The sequence below is a fragment of the Blautia sp. DFI.3.45 genome, assembly GCF_020593505.1.
GTDB classification, from domain to species: Bacteria; Bacillota; Clostridia; order Lachnospirales; family Lachnospiraceae; genus Blautia_A; species Blautia_A wexlerae.
Genome location: NZ_JAJDMI010000003.1, coordinates 104,679 through 122,095, shown reverse-complemented (window position 1 = coordinate 122,095; position 17,417 = coordinate 104,679). Strand labels below are relative to the sequence as shown.

Annotated in this window: 21 protein-coding genes; 1 reads left to right on the top strand and 20 read right to left on the bottom strand. The window is 39.8% G+C overall.

The window, feature by feature from the left end:
- Window positions 1-258: 258 nt before the first annotated feature.
- The 12 genes from LJE09_RS18655 to LJE09_RS02030 all read right to left on the bottom strand — a co-directional run bounded on the left by LJE09_RS18655 (window position 259) and on the right by LJE09_RS02030 (window position 11,147).
- The gene (locus LJE09_RS18655; protein ID WP_226839706.1) at window positions 259-465 is read right to left on the bottom strand and encodes a DUF5052 family protein; all 207 of its coding nucleotides are present in this window, start codon (window positions 463-465) and stop codon (window positions 259-261) included.
- Complete coding sequence (locus tag LJE09_RS02080; RefSeq protein ID WP_008703146.1) at window positions 455-880, bottom strand: acyl-CoA thioesterase; 426 nt, start codon at window positions 878-880, stop codon at window positions 455-457. The genes LJE09_RS18655 and LJE09_RS02080 overlap by 11 nt, the downstream gene beginning before the upstream one ends.
- A gap of 99 nt (window positions 881-979) precedes the next feature.
- Window positions 980-2,533: a peptidoglycan DD-metalloendopeptidase family protein gene (locus LJE09_RS02075; protein ID WP_022381246.1), complete on the bottom strand. Its 1,554-nt coding sequence runs from the start codon at window positions 2,531-2,533 to the stop codon at window positions 980-982.
- 40 nt (window positions 2,534-2,573) lie between these two features.
- Window positions 2,574-4,031 carry an AI-2E family transporter gene (locus tag LJE09_RS02070; RefSeq protein WP_022381245.1) on the bottom strand — a complete coding sequence of 486 codons (1,458 nt, stop codon included), beginning with the start codon at window positions 4,029-4,031 and terminating at the stop codon, window positions 2,574-2,576.
- A gap of 245 nt (window positions 4,032-4,276) precedes the next feature.
- Window positions 4,277-4,915, bottom strand: coding sequence for a cytidylate kinase-like family protein (locus LJE09_RS02065; RefSeq protein WP_022381244.1), 639 nt, complete (start codon window positions 4,913-4,915; stop codon window positions 4,277-4,279).
- A 66-nt stretch (window positions 4,916-4,981) separates the two neighbouring features.
- On the bottom strand, window positions 4,982-5,896 hold the full coding sequence (locus tag LJE09_RS02060) for an RluA family pseudouridine synthase (RefSeq protein WP_008703141.1): 915 nt from the start codon (window positions 5,894-5,896) through the stop codon (window positions 4,982-4,984).
- A 4-nt stretch (window positions 5,897-5,900) separates the two neighbouring features.
- Complete coding sequence (lspA, locus tag LJE09_RS02055) at window positions 5,901-6,425, bottom strand: signal peptidase II (RefSeq protein WP_008703139.1); 525 nt, start codon at window positions 6,423-6,425, stop codon at window positions 5,901-5,903.
- On the bottom strand, window positions 6,422-7,513 hold the full coding sequence (aroB, locus tag LJE09_RS02050; RefSeq protein WP_022381243.1) for a 3-dehydroquinate synthase: 1,092 nt from the start codon (window positions 7,511-7,513) through the stop codon (window positions 6,422-6,424). Before aroB ends, lspA begins: the two co-directional genes overlap by 4 nt.
- A 27-nt stretch (window positions 7,514-7,540) precedes the next feature.
- Complete coding sequence (locus LJE09_RS02045) at window positions 7,541-8,293, bottom strand: YlmH family RNA-binding protein (RefSeq protein WP_022381242.1); 753 nt, start codon at window positions 8,291-8,293, stop codon at window positions 7,541-7,543.
- A gap of 6 nt (window positions 8,294-8,299) precedes the next feature.
- On the bottom strand, window positions 8,300-8,959 hold the full coding sequence (locus tag LJE09_RS02040; RefSeq protein ID WP_022381241.1) for a cell division protein SepF: 660 nt from the start codon (window positions 8,957-8,959) through the stop codon (window positions 8,300-8,302).
- Window positions 8,960-8,978: 19 nt separating this feature from the next.
- Window positions 8,979-9,680, bottom strand: a complete 702-nt coding sequence (locus LJE09_RS02035; RefSeq protein ID WP_022381240.1) for a YggS family pyridoxal phosphate-dependent enzyme — start codon at window positions 9,678-9,680, stop codon at window positions 8,979-8,981.
- Between the two features lie 15 nt (window positions 9,681-9,695).
- Window positions 9,696-11,147 carry an HlyD family efflux transporter periplasmic adaptor subunit gene (locus LJE09_RS02030; protein WP_020993904.1) on the bottom strand — a complete coding sequence of 484 codons (1,452 nt, stop codon included), beginning with the start codon at window positions 11,145-11,147 and terminating at the stop codon, window positions 9,696-9,698.
- Between the two features lie 371 nt (window positions 11,148-11,518).
- On the opposite strand from LJE09_RS02030, the gene lexA reads away from it, so the two are divergent.
- Complete coding sequence (gene lexA, locus LJE09_RS02025) at window positions 11,519-12,139, top strand: transcriptional repressor LexA (protein WP_008703132.1); 621 nt, start codon at window positions 11,519-11,521, stop codon at window positions 12,137-12,139.
- A 409-nt stretch (window positions 12,140-12,548) separates the two neighbouring features.
- On the opposite strand, the gene rsfS is transcribed toward lexA, so the two are convergent.
- From rsfS to rplU, 8 genes are all read right to left on the bottom strand, one after another.
- Window positions 12,549-12,908 (bottom strand): ribosome silencing factor, encoded by a 360-nt coding sequence (gene rsfS, locus LJE09_RS02020; protein WP_008703130.1) that lies wholly within the window; start codon window positions 12,906-12,908, stop codon window positions 12,549-12,551.
- Window positions 12,909-13,080: 172 nt separating this feature from the next.
- A complete protein-coding gene (gene yqeK, locus LJE09_RS02015; protein ID WP_020993903.1) occupies window positions 13,081-13,671 on the bottom strand; it encodes a bis(5'-nucleosyl)-tetraphosphatase (symmetrical) YqeK in 591 nt (196 codons plus the stop codon).
- A 7-nt stretch (window positions 13,672-13,678) separates the two neighbouring features.
- Entirely contained in the window at window positions 13,679-14,314 is a 636-nt protein-coding gene (gene nadD / locus LJE09_RS02010) for a nicotinate-nucleotide adenylyltransferase (protein ID WP_022381239.1), read from the bottom strand.
- Between the two features lie 13 nt (window positions 14,315-14,327).
- Window positions 14,328-14,624, bottom strand: a complete 297-nt coding sequence (gene yhbY, locus LJE09_RS02005) for a ribosome assembly RNA-binding protein YhbY (protein WP_008703127.1) — start codon at window positions 14,622-14,624, stop codon at window positions 14,328-14,330.
- A 73-nt stretch (window positions 14,625-14,697) separates the two neighbouring features.
- Window positions 14,698-15,993 carry a GTPase ObgE gene (gene obgE / locus LJE09_RS02000; protein WP_022381238.1) on the bottom strand — a complete coding sequence of 432 codons (1,296 nt, stop codon included), beginning with the start codon at window positions 15,991-15,993 and terminating at the stop codon, window positions 14,698-14,700.
- A 232-nt stretch (window positions 15,994-16,225) separates the two neighbouring features.
- Complete coding sequence (gene rpmA / locus LJE09_RS01995) at window positions 16,226-16,513, bottom strand: 50S ribosomal protein L27 (RefSeq protein WP_008703124.1); 288 nt, start codon at window positions 16,511-16,513, stop codon at window positions 16,226-16,228.
- 4 nt (window positions 16,514-16,517) lie between these two features.
- Window positions 16,518-16,838: a ribosomal-processing cysteine protease Prp gene (locus LJE09_RS01990; protein ID WP_008703122.1), complete on the bottom strand. Its 321-nt coding sequence runs from the start codon at window positions 16,836-16,838 to the stop codon at window positions 16,518-16,520.
- A gap of 12 nt (window positions 16,839-16,850) precedes the next feature.
- A complete protein-coding gene (rplU, locus tag LJE09_RS01985; protein ID WP_020993901.1) occupies window positions 16,851-17,156 on the bottom strand; it encodes a 50S ribosomal protein L21 in 306 nt (101 codons plus the stop codon).
- Window positions 17,157-17,417: the final 261 nt, after the last annotated feature.

Here is a 17,417-nt window from a genome sequence, read left to right as displayed (position 1 = left end):
AACGATTACAGCGCAAAGACAGCTGCAGCCTACATCTATATGAAAAACTCGCGTTTGTCGTATAGATGTAGATAACATAAAAACATACTACTTTCGTATGTTTTTATGTTATCTTATTGTTGCCAACCAGTACATCCATTTATTGTTTCCGGATTTATTTTTGCGTGCTAATTGTTTGTATTTATCAAATAATAACTTTTTTCTGCCTTCATGTCAAAAACATTGATTGAATTACTTAGCGTTCAATTTAAATTTTTTCTACAGCAATTTTTTGTCAATAATCTGGTAGTTTGCCCGATGTATATACAAGGCTTTTCCGTCAACCATAAGTTTCGTCATTTGGGGAAGGTCTTCCGGAACTTCCCAGTACACGTCATCTCCCGAAAAAGCCGCTATAGGCTGTCCCAACCGGGATTTGATCACTACTATACGTGATTTTCCAAAGTCATTAGTTTTACAGACAATCTGTAATAATGCGATTCAATTCCGGAAGCTCTTTTTTGAGAGCGATCAGTTTCCCATCTTTTAGAAAACAATGTCTGGAATAAGCGGTTGTGCAGATTTCATTTCTGCTCGCATTAAAAAATTCATAATTAAATTCCAGAGAAATTCCATTATACTGCTTAATGCCAACGCGGATCCGGATTTCATCATCGAAGAAAACCTGCTTTCTATATGCAACTGAAATTTCCACAACAGGGGAAATCACTCCCAACTCTTCTACTTTCTTATAGCTGAAACCCATCCGGCTCATATATCCAATCCTGGCCTCTTCCATCCATTTTACATAATTAGAGTGATGGATAATGCCCATCTGGTCTGTTTCATGATATTGCGCTTTTCTGTAATAAGTGTATGTTTTTTCTGATTCTTCCTTCATATACCATATATCCTTTTTTATATATTTATAAAATGAAAATAACTATACCACTCACTTGTCTGCGAAACGATATACTAGAGCGTGTCTGAAACCGGTTAATTATGACGGTCTCTTCACATAATTCAGAGGATTCTGATTTACCCCATTAACCATAACCCCAAAATGAAGATGAGGACCGGTGCTGTTCCCGGTGCTTCCTACATATCCGATGATATCACCTTTTTTGACCTTATCTCCTACACTCAGATTTGGGTTAAATTTAGACTGGTGCATATATTCTGTGATAAGTCCCTTTCCATCATGATTGATCTTGGTATAATATCCGGCACCGCCTGACGATGCCGGTGAAAGCATGGCAACAATGGTTCCTGATGCTGCCGCATAAATCGGTGTTCCTGTAGGAGCAGGAATGTCAATTCCTTTATGATTGGTAGAACCGATTCCTCCCGGAGATTCCCTGTTTCCAAAATAACTGCTGATATAGGAATAACCGGAGCTTAAAGGCCACCGAAAAGAAACTCCGTTCTGATAGTCAGGAATAAGAGAACCATCTTCTCCAACATAATGATTATCATCAATCCACTGATTTGTAACCAGAGCACCTGTGGAGGAACTCAGGTAATACTTCTCTCCATCTACAGTAACCCACCCACTTTCACGTTCACATGTAGAAGGGTTCATATAATATTTCTTTCCGTCTACTGTCAGCCATCCAGAGGCCAGCACCCCATCTGATTTCGCATAATAATGAGCACTTTTTTTCGTGATCCACTTACTGCTGGCAAGTTTTCCGTCAGACTCAAAATAATATCTTTTCCCAGATGACGATTTCAGGATAATATCATCGTAACGGATTCCATTAGTTTTCTTAAAATAATACTTGTGTCCGTTGATCGTCTGCCATCCCGTAACCAGTTTACAATCTGATTTCCTGAAATACCGATAATAGGAATCCGGTTTATAGAAGCCTTTGACAAGTTTACCATTTGAAGCTGCATAATAATAAGAACCGTCTGTTTCTTTATACCATCCGCTTCTGACCAGCTGACCGGTATTTCTGTTAAAGGAATACCAGCTTCCCTTTACTTTCAGACGACCTTTTGCCATAGTGCCATTGGCCTGAAGATAATAGGTGGAATTCCCGCTTTTGCGAAAACAGTTTTTATACATTTTTCCTTTTTCATTAAAGCAGTAATATACATTATTTACTTTATGGAAACCGGATCGTATCACCCCGTCATTCCAGAAATAGTATTTATTCCCTGCAGCTGTAGTTACCCATCCGGTATGCATATATCCTTTTTTTTCATCAAAGAAATACGTTTTTCCATTTACTGTCTGCCAGGTAGTAAGCATTTTACCTTTTTCATTAAAACAGTACTTTTTTCCACTGATGGTCAGAATTCCGGCTTTGGCTGCACCGGTCTTTCCGAAATAGTACTGATTTCCTGCAGCACTTTTGTACCAGCCGGTAGCTTTTTTTCCGTTCTTATCATAATAGTACCAGCTTCCGTTTTTTTTCACAAATCCTGTCTGCTTTTTGGAAGTTGCTGCAGCCTGAACCGGTACAGAGAAACCGGAAAAGATTCCCCCCTGCAGAGCCAGTGCCAGAACCAAAAGAAAAGCTGTCAAATATAACTTTTTTTTCTTCATAGTAACTCCTGTGTGTGTTTTTTTTTGTAACTGTGAAGGTTTACTTATTTTTCTCTCGTTTATTCTTTAATTCAACATATCTGTTCTTCAGGAAAATCCCTGCTTTTTTGATATATCCCCATATTATGTTTAAAATCCGCAGGAGATATTTCCATATGGTTATGACCAGTCCGGAAAGCGGATTCCATATTTTCATAAAGAAATTATTTTTTCTCGCTTCCAGTTCTTCCGGTGAAACCTTGTGTTTTTCTTCCTTGCAAAGAGGAAGTACTTCACCTGTCTGTTCATCCAGACAGTCAATATTTATATATGTCTCCTCTTCTGCCGGCATTTTTTTGTCATTAAGAGAATGATTGATCAGTCTCCAGATCAGAGCATAAAGTACGGCAAATACAGGAACTCCTGCGATCATTCCCGGAACCCCAAAGAGACCACCCCCGATCATGATGGCAACAATAACCATAAAACTGGAAAGTCCGGTAGAGTCTCCGAGAATTTTCGGACCAAGGATATTTCCATCAAACTGCTGAAGAAGCAGGATAAAAATTGCAAAATACAGACCTTTTATGGGATCTACTACTAAAATAAGCAAAATACATGGAATGGCTCCGATGTAAGGACCAAAAAACGGAATGACATTTGTCACACCGATAATTACACTGATAAGAATTGGATACGGCAAATCCAAAAGCAACATTCCAAAATAACACAAAATTCCAATAATAGCAGAATCCAGAAGTTTTCCGTATATGAAACCACCAAAAGTCTTGTCTGTAAAACGCATAACGCGTATAAGCATATTTGCCCATTTATGAGGCAATATAGCATATACCATCATTTTGCTTTTGGCAACAAATTTCTCTTTGTCTGCAAGTACATACAAAGCTACAATGGCACCGATCAGAAAATTCTTCATAAAGATCAGGATATCAAAAATACCTGCTGAAACATTTTTGAGCATATCCTGCATCTGCGGAAGAATATCGGTAGTAAGATATTCCTGTGCTTTTGCAGAGTACTGGTTGATCATATCGAGCATTTCAGGATTCAGTTTCCATCCATGCTCAACAAATGAATTGAGCCACTTTTCAATAACTTTTATATAGTACGGAAAACTGTAAATAATACTCATGATACTTCGGATCAACTGAGGAAGCACCATCATCAGTAATGCGTAAATGATAATCCAGAACAGGAACATGGAAAAAAGGACACATCCCCATCGAATAGCCCGTTTTCCTTTTTTCTGTAACTTAATATTATGCTTTTCCAGCTGCGGATAGATCAGCTTCTGCTCAAAGAGATTGATCAGCGGACTGAGAATATAAGCAAGGATTACACCATAGATAATAGGCGCCATAATTCCCAGAAAAGTTTTGATTCCCACGATCAGGGTTTTCATGTGAAATATGCCATAATAAAACAGCATACTGGCGGCAATTACCAGAAAAGCGGTTACACCCCAGTGTAAATATCGGTTGTCCCAACGAAATTTCATAATGTCCTCCTTTTTAACATGGTATGATTATAGCATATATTTTGACAAATGTCATGAAAATTTAATATATATTAAAAAAAATTATAGCAGTCTTGTTACTGTTCATACACCACTATCCCGAGGCATACAAGCCAAAATTCCATTGCCGCAGGCAATCTGGAATGAATTGAAAAGACTGTTATAAATTCATCCAAAAAACAGATACTTTACCAAGGATGTGGTAAAGTATCTGTAAAAATATAATCCTATTTATTTTTTATGGAATCAAAAATCTCAATTGCCTGAATGATTGCTTTTGCTGCACCATCAATTCCAAGTTTGCTGCTGTCTACGCAGAGATTGTAGCTTGAAGCAGCACCCCATTTCTTATTGGTGTAGTAATTATAGTAACTGGAACGGCTCTTGTCTGTCTTATTGATCATGTCTTTTGCTTCTTTTGCAGTTTTATTATGTTTCTGTGAAAGACGGTTAATCCTCCAGTCTATATCTGCATGTACAAATACACTGAAACAGTCTTTATACTCTGACAACGCATAATCTGCACATCTTCCGACCATAACGCATGGACCTTCGGAGGCCAGTTTCTTGATTGCGTCAAACTGTGCAAGAAATATTTTGTGGTTCATAGGCATATCTGTAAATCCTGAAGAAGAATAACCAAATGAGTAGGTATCCATAACCAGAGAATATAAAAAGCTGTTAGTTGGTCTTTCATCATGATTCTCAAAAAGTTCTTTGCAGATACCGCTTTCATTTGCTGCATGTTCGAGAAGTTCTTTATCATAACATTTAATACCAAAATATTTGGCAACTTCCTGACCTATCTGTCTTCCTCCACTGCCGTACTCACGACCAATTGTAATAATTGAACTCGTACTATTCATAGTCTGCACTCCCTTCTGTTACATATTCGATAGACATATTATACAATATTTCCAAAAAAATGCAAACTACTTTCGTAATTTTTCTAATAATTTAACGAAATATTCAGGTAAAGGAGCTGTAAACTCCATATATTCGCCCGTTGATGGATGAACAAAGCCAAGAATCATTGCATGAAGCGTCTGTCCCTGCAGATGATAAGGATTCTTACCGGAACCGTACACTTCATCACCCAGAAGTGGATGACCGATACTTGTCATATGCACACGAATCTGATGCGTTCTGCCTGTTTCCAGACGGCATTCCACATAAGTGGCATTTTTGAAACGTTCCAGAACTTTATAATGTGTGACAGCATCCTTGCCGTTTTTATAGTTGACAGCCATTTTTTTGCGGTCAATCGGATGGCGCCCGATGGGACCTTCGATCGTCCCTTCGTCTTCTTTCAGTACTCCTGCTACGATTGCCCGGTATCTACGCCTGATAGAATGCTCTTTTAACTGTTCTGCCAGGTTGCGGTGTGCATTATCATTCTTGCATACAAGAAGTGCACCTGTGGTATCCTTATCGATTCTGTGGACAATACCAGGACGCAGAACACCATTGATCCCCGACAGATTGTCCTTACAGTGAAACATAATAGCATTTACCAATGTTCCGGAAGTATGTCCGGCACTGGGATGAACCACCATCCCCTTTGGTTTATTTACAATAAGTACATCATCATCTTCATAAAGAATATCCAGAGGGATATCTTCCGGAAGTATATCCGGCTCTTTTATGTCAGGAACTGCTACGGAGATTTCATCTCCTTCCTGAACTTTGTAGTTGGCTTTTACAGCAGAACCATTGACGGTTATTTTCTGCTCTTTAAGCAGCTTTTGAATATAAGAACGTGACAGTTCTTCGTTCATTTCAGAAAGATAGCGGTCAATCCGGATACCGGACTGACCGTCAGAAACCTGATAATTAAGAATTTCCATAATACTAATCCTTTTTTATTCTTAAGAAGTCATAATCTTCATCATTTTTGTATCTGAAACACACCAGCATAACAAGTAATATGCCACTGCATACCACATACATATCAGCTATATTAAATACCGGAAAATCAATCAGTGAAAAATAGATAAAATCCACAACATAGCCTCTGCATACTCTGTCAATAAAATTTCCAAGAGCACCGGAAACCATTACCAGTGCAGTTACTGACAGCGGCAGATAATATCTGTTTTTCGGGATTCTGGCATATACATAGATAAATACACCAAAAAACAAAAGGCACAAAATCACAAACACCGGAATTTTACCTTCAAACAATCCAAAGGCCATTCCACGATTTTCGAGATACCGTAATTGAAGAACTCCTGGAATGAGAGAGATATCAGGATGATCTTTCAGTTGTGCCAGAACAAGAGATTTACTTCCCTGATCCAGGATTGTCAGCAAAAGGATAATAATACAGCCTCTAATCCAGTGCATACATGAAGATACGGAGGAAACAGCTGTCATATCAGAATCTCCCGGATTGCCTGGAGCAGTTCCTCATCTGTGACAGTTTTGTCTATAAAACTTTTACCAATCCCGTCCATAAGGATAAATTTAATATGACCGGCTTCCATTTTTTTGTCTTTTTTTGTTGCTGCCAGGACATCCCCGGCATTCAGTGAATCAACAGAAAGAGGAAGATTATAAGAATGGCACCCTTTTCTGATCTCTTCGTATTCTTCTTCTGTTAATAATCCTCTCTGCATGGAAAGATAAGCGGCAGCGATCAGACCGACTCCAACACACTGTCCATGAAGCAGCTGAAAGTTTTTCATTTTTTCGACTGCATGTCCGACTGTGTGACCAAGATTTAAAAGTGCACGTTCTCCCTGCTCCTTCGGATCACGCTCTACCACACCTGCCTTGATCTCGCAGCATCTGCGGATCATTCTGGAAAGCATACTCAGATCCAATTTACTGATCTCAGGCTGATTCTTACATACAAAACGGAAGAACTCTTCATCGCAGATCAGTCCTGTCTTAAGAATTTCACCCATTCCACAGGTGAATTCCCGATTCGGAAGAGACTGCAGGGTACTCATATTCATATATACAAGGCGGGGCTGATGGAAAGCTCCTACCATGTTTTTGTACTGAAGGAAGTCAACACCTGTTTTACCTCCTACGCTGCTGTCAACCTGTGCCAGAAGCGTAGTAGGAACCTGGATAAAATCAATCCCTCTCAGGTAAGTGGAAGCTCCGAAACCTGTCAGATCACCTACAACACCGCCACCCAGCGCAACCAGCAGACCTTTTCTGTCCATTTCATTCTCAATCAAAGTTTTATATAATTCCTGTACTGTATTCAGGTTTTTGTTCTTTTCACCAGCTTCAAATACAAAAGAGAATATTTCAGAGGAAATTTCCTGAAGAGCTGATTTAACTGCCTCATGATAAAGAGGTGCAACATGACTGTCTGTCACAATACAGATTTTCCGGTTTTCAAGTCCTTCTTCTCTGATCGCACCGGCAAGATCCTGAAAGTCATTTTTTAAATAAATAGGATAATGGAAATCTCCTTCCCGTTTTACAAGTAATTTTTGTTCTGCCATTTTCCTGTTCTCCTTTTATTACAAAATTTATACATAGCGCATAATACGCACACTGCAGCGTCCTTTTTTTGTCTGGTGAGAAACACCGTCAAAAATGAACCGTCCTTTCCCACGTACAGATATAATGTCACCATCTTTCGGCTCATATCCGTTGCTGGTGATCAGTTTTCCGTTGACAAAAACCTGCCCGCCTTCAATATAAGATACCATACTGCTTCTGGATGTCTTAAAAGCAAGCGAGATCAATGAATCCAGACGTACCGAAGCGCAGGTACCGCTGACAGATTCAAGGACAGGGCGTGGAAATTCATCAAAATCCTCCACTTTTGTGATCAGAATATTGGTATGACGGACCCGGCACAGATTTTCAAGAAAGAATTCCGTCATTTTGTTCTGGCAGAAAAACCAGGCAGCTTTTTTCTGAACAACAATATCACCGATCACACTTCTGTCTACTCCAAGATTGAGAAGTGCACCAAGATAATCACGATGAGAAAGCTCTTCAGAGAATTTAAGAGCCTTTGGTTCAATCCTCAGACAGTCGATGGGATATTCCCATGTAAAAGCAAGAGCATCAGGATGAAATGCAACCATCTGACGCTCCGCATTCTCATAGCCTCCGGACGTCTCCATAACAATCTGGGGAAACTGATGTTTCAGGCTACTGACTATATTCTGTTCATTTAAATTAAGAAAATCCGAAAATGTAACGATATCTCTCTGCCAGGAGAGATTTGCCAATTCCCGGATTCTCTTAAGAAAAAATTCGTCTTTTTCCATCCTGGATCAATATCCTGCTCTTACAGACGGAGCAGAGCCTCCCAGAATATTCTGAAGGTCACCGGTAATATCTACATTGTACGGTCCAAGTACAAAGATATAGCTGGATACTTTCTGAAGGCTGCCGCCTAAAGAATAGCATGCACCGGACGTGAAATCGATGATCCTCTGTGCCAGTTCCACATCAATTCCCTCCAGATTCAAAATAACAGTAGAATTATCTACTAAAGTGTCAGCAATCTCACGCGTATCTTCCATAGAAGAAGGTTTGATCACACAGACTTCCATATTTGGGCCCTGATTTGATTTGCGGCTGCTTCTCATTGGAGTAATCTTGGAAGATGCTACAGGACGTGTCTGGCGTTCGGCGCGTTCCTGTTTAACCGTAACCTTAGACGGAGCCGAAGCGGTCTGTTTTGGAGCAGATGCCTGTTTAGGAGCTGTCTTTACTGCTTTCTCTTCTACATCATCGAAGTCATCATTATCGTCGGATTCTTTTTTCTTAGAGAATTTATCAAAAAATTTCTTCTTTGGTTTCTCATCGAAATCGTCATCGAGAAAGTCATCATCTTCTTCCTCATCTAACAGATCATCATCTAAGAATCCATCATCATCGTAATCATCGTTTAATTTGATGGCATCTAAAAATTTATCTAAAACGCCCATTTTAATCTCCAATCTTATTTTAATCTTCTTTTATTGAGTAATCTCTTTCGCCAAAGATACCCGTTCCCACGCGCACCATAGTGGCCCCTTCCTCAACTGCGACCTGATAATCATTTGTCATTCCCATACTCAGGACGCTCATATTAACATTATTAATGTTTTTGGCCGCAATGTCAACACTTAATTTCTTTAATTTTTGAAAAACTTCTCTGTTTTCTTCAGGATTTGCTACAAATGGTGCAATTGTCATAAGTCCTTTTACCTGAAGATGCTCATAAGAAGAAATTTCTTCCAGAAATGGTAATACCTCTTCGACTGAAAGGCCAAACTTACTTTCCTCTCCTGCTACATTTACTTCGATCAGAACCGGCATGCAGATATCTTTTTTTGCTGCCTCTTTTTCGATGGCCTCTGCCAGGCGGACAGAATCTACAGAGTGTACCATAGATACTTTATCAATAATATATTTCACTTTATTTCTCTGTAAATGTCCGATCATGTGCCACTGTACATCTGATGGCATCTGATCGTATTTATCTAAGATCTCCTGAACCTTATTCTCCCCAAACACTCTTGCACCCGCATCATATGCTTCTTTCAGCATTTCCACCGGTTTGGTCTTACTGACCGCAATAAGAGTTACCTCTTGGGGAGAACGCCCTGCAGTATCGCAGGCCTCTTCAATATTCTTTTTCACAAGGTTTAGTTTATCAGCTAACATATTAAGCCTCCTTAATTAGTATAAAATGTCTTCTTCCTTTACTTTATCAGCGTTTCTAACAATGTGATCATATCTGGAAAGACCGTAGGTGGTGTTTTTAGATACAATAGCATATTCTTCGTTCTCATCAAGTATTTCAATACGGCGAAAAACCGCATAGCCTTTATTAATACAGTATACTCCCTCCAGAGTATCTGTCTCTCCGATCACATATTTTTCACCGGTATCCGTATTGATCAGGGCATCCCCTTCCTTAAATGAACTCTTGTCAACATAATAAATCTGAGGTTGTTCTGCTTCATCCACTGCCAGTTTGGAGACAGATGAATCATCAATGCTTGCGTAAATGCTCACATTTTTAAAGGTTGTTTTATTTTTCCCCTCATAAAGGGTAAAACCTGTCTGATTATCCTGTGTAGTGGCCATTCTGGATGGAATCACATAAAAATCCTTGGTTACAATAGAGGTAAGAGGGATTTTCAGACCTACAACTGTGTTGGTTACAAGTTCAATGTCCAAAAAACGGTCAGATGCATAACGAATCAGACCTTTATTGAAATCAATCTGTCCATATTTGTCACCGTCTATGGTAATAATGGAAAAATCTCCGTTTTGTGTCATATCGTCTTTTAAAAATTTGACACGTATTGTAGAACGGTCTTTCAGTTTTTCAACCTGTCTGTCGCTCAAGGGAATCAGAAGGCTCCAGCGTTCATCTGTGATAATGGTATAAATGTCATCTCCTGCTTTTACCTTGTCGGAAGTTTTCAAATCTGTTTCATGGTAAGAATTCTGATCGAAATCTTCTGCCTTTACAGCATCTACTGTTTTTCCTTCATAATTATCCATGGAATATAAAACGATACCATCAGATTGGGACTGGCAGATAGTTTGATTTCCGGGATAAATATCTGCTGTTTTGTCATTGTCACCACTGTCATTTCCTTCACCGTCCTCATCTGAAGTAAGAGGAGCAGATGAGGTATTGCCAGACTCTGCATATTGAAGGATATTTCCCTTCAGTTCATATTTAAAGCTGTAGGTGCTGTTAAATTTACTTGAACTGAATCCTTTGGAAAAACTCATCATATCAGTCCGTACCTTTGAAAGTTCTTCCGGGGCAAGAGATGCCGGAGCAGAAGCTGTTTTTGTATCACTAAGTCCGTACACCGCTCCGGAAGCATTGATTTTACTGCCCTCCCTTGCATAATAAGTAATATAGCCTGATGAATCTGCCTTGCATAAACTTTCTTCACGTATGGCAAGGCCGGTATATGTTTCGTTGCGGGATAAAGGTCCTGATGTAACCTGATAGGACTCAATATGAGTAGTTGTAAAATATAATATGGCACTGAATGCCATATATATGAATAAGATGCCAAACATGATCGTTCCGATATTCAGCCCCACGACCATGCGAAGCCTTGCCAGGATTCCCGGCATTTTTTTTGATTTATTATCAGACAATGGAATGTCTCCTTTTTGTGCAGTTCATAATCATTCTATAACTGTTCAGCGATTTCACAGTGACTGCTGAATAGTTACACTATTTTCCAAAATATTGTAACACTTTGCACATTTAAAAACAAGTTTATTCATAAAGAATTCACAATAATCGTTACTGTTCACACACCACTATCCCGTTACTGAGAATGGAGTAAACAGTAACGGGAGCACATAAGTAAGAACACATTTTCAGAATATAAGTTTGCTTTTTGTCAGGAATTATGATATGATAAAAAAATCAGAAACTGTTCAGTATCTCATAGAATAGCAGACTGCTGAATGGTTATGAAGAGTGTACGAACAAAAAATAACTTAAAAAGGAGGGTATAATTATGCCATATGGAAGAATCACGCCAAAGCAGCAGGAGATTCTTGATTACATAAAGAATGAGATTTTGAACCGGGGATTTCCGCCGGCAGTTCGTGAAATCTGCGAGGCAGTCAACCTGAAATCTACTTCTTCCGTTCATTCACATCTGGAAGCACTGGAGAAAAATGGATATATCCGCAGAGATGCAACGAAACCACGTGCGATTGAGATTATTGATGACAATTTTAATCTGGTCCGCAGAGAGGTTGTGAATGTTCCCATCATAGGAACTGTGGCAGCCGGACAGCCACTTCTGGCAGTTGAGAATATTGAAGGCTATTTCCCTATCCCTGCAGAGTTTATGCCTAATTCACAGAGCTTTCTGTTGAAAGTAAAAGGGGAAAGTATGATAAACGCCGGAATTTTTGACGGAGATCAGGTTCTGGTAAAACAGCAGTCCACAGCAGAGGATGGAGATATTGTTGTTGCGCTGATCGATGACGGTGCTACAGTTAAGACTTTCCATAAAGAAAAAGGATACTATCGTCTCCAGCCGGAAAATGATACAATGGAGCCAATCCTTGTACATGAAGGTCTTCAGATTCTTGGCAAAGTATTTGGTGTGTTCCGTTTGTATGAGTAATATAACTGATACGTGAATAGTCAGGCAGATATTCGCAATCCGCTTCGCAACTTGCTCATAATCGAATCAAGCAAGTCCCCATACACTGCAAATTATACTATATCAATTCAAAAAAACAACAGAGGAAATCAGGTATCTCTTAATGATGATATCTGATTTCCTCTGTATTTTATTTTGCAGATTTCACAAATTCAGGCGGATAAAATCATCCGCCTCGCTACGCAGTTCTACACCGAATAACTGTAAATTTTTCGTTACTGTTCACTGGTAATATCCCGCGAGGTGTTTTTTGTGAACGAAGGTCACAGAAAACCCGAGACATACCGCGCGACTTTATGCGATTAGCATAAAGTCTGTGCATCGCAAGCATGTTGCTGTGAACAGAGTGAACAGTAACAATTTTTTCTACTTATTTCTCAAGAAATTCATTAACGTCAAGAACCTTACCATCTCTCCAGATTCTTTCGAGGTCATAGAAAAGACGATTCTCTTCGTCAAATACGTGAACGATCATATCGCCGTAATCCATAAGAACCCAGCTGGAGTTTCTGGTTCCCTCAATCTGTTTTGCTTCAAATCCGGCTCTGCCAAGTGTTTCATCTACATTGTCAACCATAGCCTGAACCTGATTCTGGTTGGAAGCACTTGCAATTACAAAATAATCGGCAATTACAGATACTTCATGGATATCTATTACCTTAATATCTTTTCCTTTTTTCTCATCAAGTGCGCGGCAGGCAAGTTTTGCCATTTCAAGTTCTCTGTTCATGGAAACAACCTCTCTTTCTATCTACTTTTGTAACTGTTCAATATCTTCATGATCAACAGACTATTGAATAGCTACATATATCTTCTCTAAATAAATATTTATATCCGTAATCTGTTCTCCCTGTTGTGCTGTCCCCTATATGTAAAACTCTGCCAGTCGAGACAATTTATACTCAGGACTGTCTTTTCATGTGTAAATCCCTGTAATACAAGAAAGCATCTTTCGTAGCATTATCAATATCTTTCGGATTTTCCTCCAGATAAGCCAGTGTATCACCCAAAATCTTATACATACATTCGTCAAGATCCTGAAAAGCCAGTTTACGTACAATTGCAAGATTAGGAGCTTTATCACGTTTTGGTTCAATATAATCGGCAATATAGACGATTTTTTCCAACAGTGTCATCTCCGGCTTTCCGGTAGTATGCCAGGTGATGGCAGAAAGAATATTTTCATCTGTAACATCATACTTAGCCTTAGCTACGTAAGCTCCAAGCTTGGCATGAAGTAAAAAAGGATGCTCCTGTTCGAATTCAGATACCGAAATATGATGCTGGCTGCACATTTTCAGCTTCTTTTTGTTCGGAATACATTTTGCACAGTCATGGAGCAGTCCGGCAGTCTGGGCTGTGATCAGATCACAGTCATGAACCATGGCAAGTGCTGCACATGTAAACATAACTCCCAACGTATGTTCATAACGATCCTCATCCAGATATTTTGCTAATTTTTTCTGCATTTTTATAAAATCATACTCTGCCATCGGAAGATCATCCTTTCTTTTCGGCCAGACTGTAAATCTGGTTTTCTCTGATATACTCAATCACCGGATCAGGAATATAGTAACGCACACTTTTATCTTCTCTGATCCAGTTTCTGAGCATTTCGCTGGATACATCAAGGTTTGTGGTATTCAGTGTCAGAAATGTGCCATTATATTTAAGCGAAAGACGGTTCATTTCTGCTTCGAGCTCTGCGATTGTGGAATGATTTCTTACAGCAGTTACCAGAATGCAGTTTCTGCAGATTCTTTCCGGTTCACGCCATGTATCAAAGTCATACAGGGAGTCTGCGCCGATTATAAAATAATAATCAGTATCCGGATTCTTCTCTTTTAGCATTTCCAGTGTATGATAAGTGTAAGTATAACCATTTTCATGCATTTCAGTCAGCGACAGTTCAAAGTGAGGATTTCCGGTAATCGCCCTGCGGACCATTTCAACTCTTTCTTCATCTGTGGCACGTCCCTGACGGTTTCTCTTGTGAGGCGGATTTCCGGAAGGCATGAACAGTACCTTTTCCAGTCGGAACTGTTCGTATGCTTTCTCTCCCAGAATCAGATGCCCCATGTGGATGGGATCAAAAGTACCGCCCATAATACCAATTCTGTGTTTGATGTCAGCCATAAAAAACTCCGTATTATTTTCTGGGTAATTCAATTTTTTTCTTTTCGTTTTTGCCTTCACGGTATAAAACAATTTTCTTGCCGATAACCTGTACGATCTGGGAACGTGTACGTTCTGCCAGAACCTCAGCCATCTGGCGCGGATCCTCCAGGCAGTTCTGAAGAACACTGATCTTGATCAGTTCTCTGGCTGCAAGCGCCTCATCTACTGCGGCTGTGTTCTCAGGAGTAAGACCACCCTTTCCAAGCTGAAGGATTGGATCCATGGTCATTGCAAGACCTTTTAAATAAGCTCTCTGTTTACTTGTCATTTTTATTTTCCTCTGTTATTCTCTGCAAACGGACAAAATCATCCGTCTTACCACATCTGTTTCATTATTGAATCTATTTATAGTAATCAAAATCAAATCCGTACATACGCACAGTATCACCTTCCTGAATGCCTGCCTTCTCAAGTTCTTCCAGGATGCCTCCCTCTTTCAGGAATTTCTGGAAGAATGCGAAACCTTTTTCGGAATCAAGATTTGTGTAGCCAAGCATCTTTTCAATCTTCGGTCCCTCGACAACAAAAATTGTCGGATTTTCAGGACTCTGCTCTACTGTATATGGAAGGTTTTCTCCGATCAACATATCTTCAGGGAAGAATTCCTGTTCAAATACTACAGGTTCCTGTGGGCAGCTGTCAAGAAGTTCTTTCACATGGAATAAAAGTTCTCTGACACCCTGACCGCTGACAGCGGAAATCGGATATACCTGGATTCCTTTTGGCTCAAATTCTGCCTTAAGTTTGTCAATCGGACTCTCTTCGCCGTCTTCTGTATAGATACAGTCGATTTTATTTGCTGCGATTACCTGTGGTCTTGCAGCAATTTCCGGATTATAAGCTTCCAGTTCTTTATTAATCTTGTAAATATCATCGATTGGGTCACGTCCCTCTGTAGATGCTGCATCTACAATGTGGATAATGACTCTGGTACGTTCAATGTGGCGGAGGAACTCATGTCCAAGTCCCACACCTTCGGAAGCACCTTCGATCAGACCGGGAATATCAGCGATCACAAAACCACCGTTTTCAGTATCTACAACGCCAAGATTTGGGCTCAGGGTTGTAAAGTGATAGTTGGCAATTTTCGGCTGTGCGTTGGTAACACGGGAAAGGAATGTGGACTTTCCGACATTCGGGAATCCAACCAGACCTACGTCTGCGATTACTTTCAGCTCCAGAAGAACTTCCAGTTCCTGCGCAGGCTGTCCTGGCTGTGCATATTTCGGAACCTGCATGGTTGCAGTCGCATAATGCTGGTTTCCTTTGCCACCTCTTCCGCCTCTTAATACGATCTGGCGTTTATTTTCACCGGACATATCAGCAATTACTTTACCGGATTCTGCATCCATGATAACAGTTCCTTCCGGAACTTTTAATACAACATCTTTTCCATCGGCACCATGGCAGCGTTTTTTGCCGCCTTCCTGTCCGTCTTCTGCTTTATATTTTCTTCTGTGTCGGTAGTCGCCAAGGGTGTTCTGGCCTTCATCTACCTCAAATATCACGTCTCCTCCACGACCGCCGTCGCCGCCGTCAGGACCGCCATTCGGAACATATAATTCTCTGCGGAAACTTACATGGCCGTCGCCGCCTTTACCGGAGCGGATATAGATTTTCGCTCTGTCTGCAAACATATGACACACCTCTGTCCTTTACTAATAATTTCGTAATAGTAATCTTCTTAAATTAATGCATTTGAGACCGTTCAGCAGGATTTCGCACTCTGATGAGTCGGATCAATATGCATTATTTACAAGGATTGCTATGGTTTCTTTTATATCATATAACTCTTTTAATCTATAGCAATTCTACTATAAAAGAAAGGCTCCAAACCCATATTAGATTTGAAGCCTTCGCTTAACCAGATTATTCTGCTTCTACTGGAACGATAGAAACCTGTTTCTTATCGCGTCCTTTTCTGGTAAATCTTACGACACCATCTTTAAGTGCGAATAAAGTATAATCTTTACCGCAACCTACGTTCTCACCAGCATGGATCTTAGTTCCGCGCTGTCTGTAAAGAATATTTCCAGCTTTAACAAACTGTCCGTCTGCTCTCTTCGCACCTAATCTCTTGGATTCGGAATCACGACCGTTCTTTGTAGAACCAACTCCTTTTTTATGTGCGAATAACTGAAGGTTCATTTTCATCATGTTGTTACACCTCCTTGACTTTTACTGTCAAATATCGATTGTTATAACTATGTTCAATTTCTGTTAATCCGAGAATCAGCGAATCCATGAGAAGGGTTCCCCTCTCAGTAACCGGAGCCGTAAAATGAAAAGATACATAGCCGTCATCTTCCTGCACTTCAAACTGATCATCTGTAAATGTCTCAAGAGAATTTACAGTATTGATCACCAGTACAGAAACAGCAGCACAGACAATATCCTGTCCTTCCTCTGCATATCCGGCGTGACCTTTCGAAACAAATTCCAGATAATTTCCATTTCTCTTCTTAACTGTAATTGTAATCATAATGACACCAGATTAACCGTTAATCTTTTCGATTTTCACTTTAGTGTACTGCTGTCTGTGACCGTTTTTCTTGTGATATCCAGTTTTTCTCTTGTATTTGTAAACGATAACTTTTTTTGCTTTACCGTTCTCAACTACAGTAGCGGTAACACTGGCATCTTTCACATCTTCACCAGCTTTTAATCCGTCATTGCTTACTGCAATAACATTATCAAAAGTAACAGTTTCACCAGCTTCAACACCGAGTTTCTCAACTCTGATTACGTCGCCTTCAGCAACTTTGTACTGTTTACCACCTGTTGCAATAATTGCGTACATCTGTGGCACCTCCTATAATCTTTACTCGCCAGATATGGTGACCTTTCGGTGCTTGTACCTCTCTGTGCGGCATCTCATTTATAATAGCGGACAAAATTCGATTTGTCAATAAGTTTTTTTCAATTTCTTTGAATTTTTTTCTTTTATTTTACAGGTACAATTTCAATCCGGTATCCGTCAGGATCTGTGATAAAATACAAACTGCAGAGCAGTTATTCAGTTACGGAAAAATATCGATGAGAATTGCAGATGCTTGTTTGG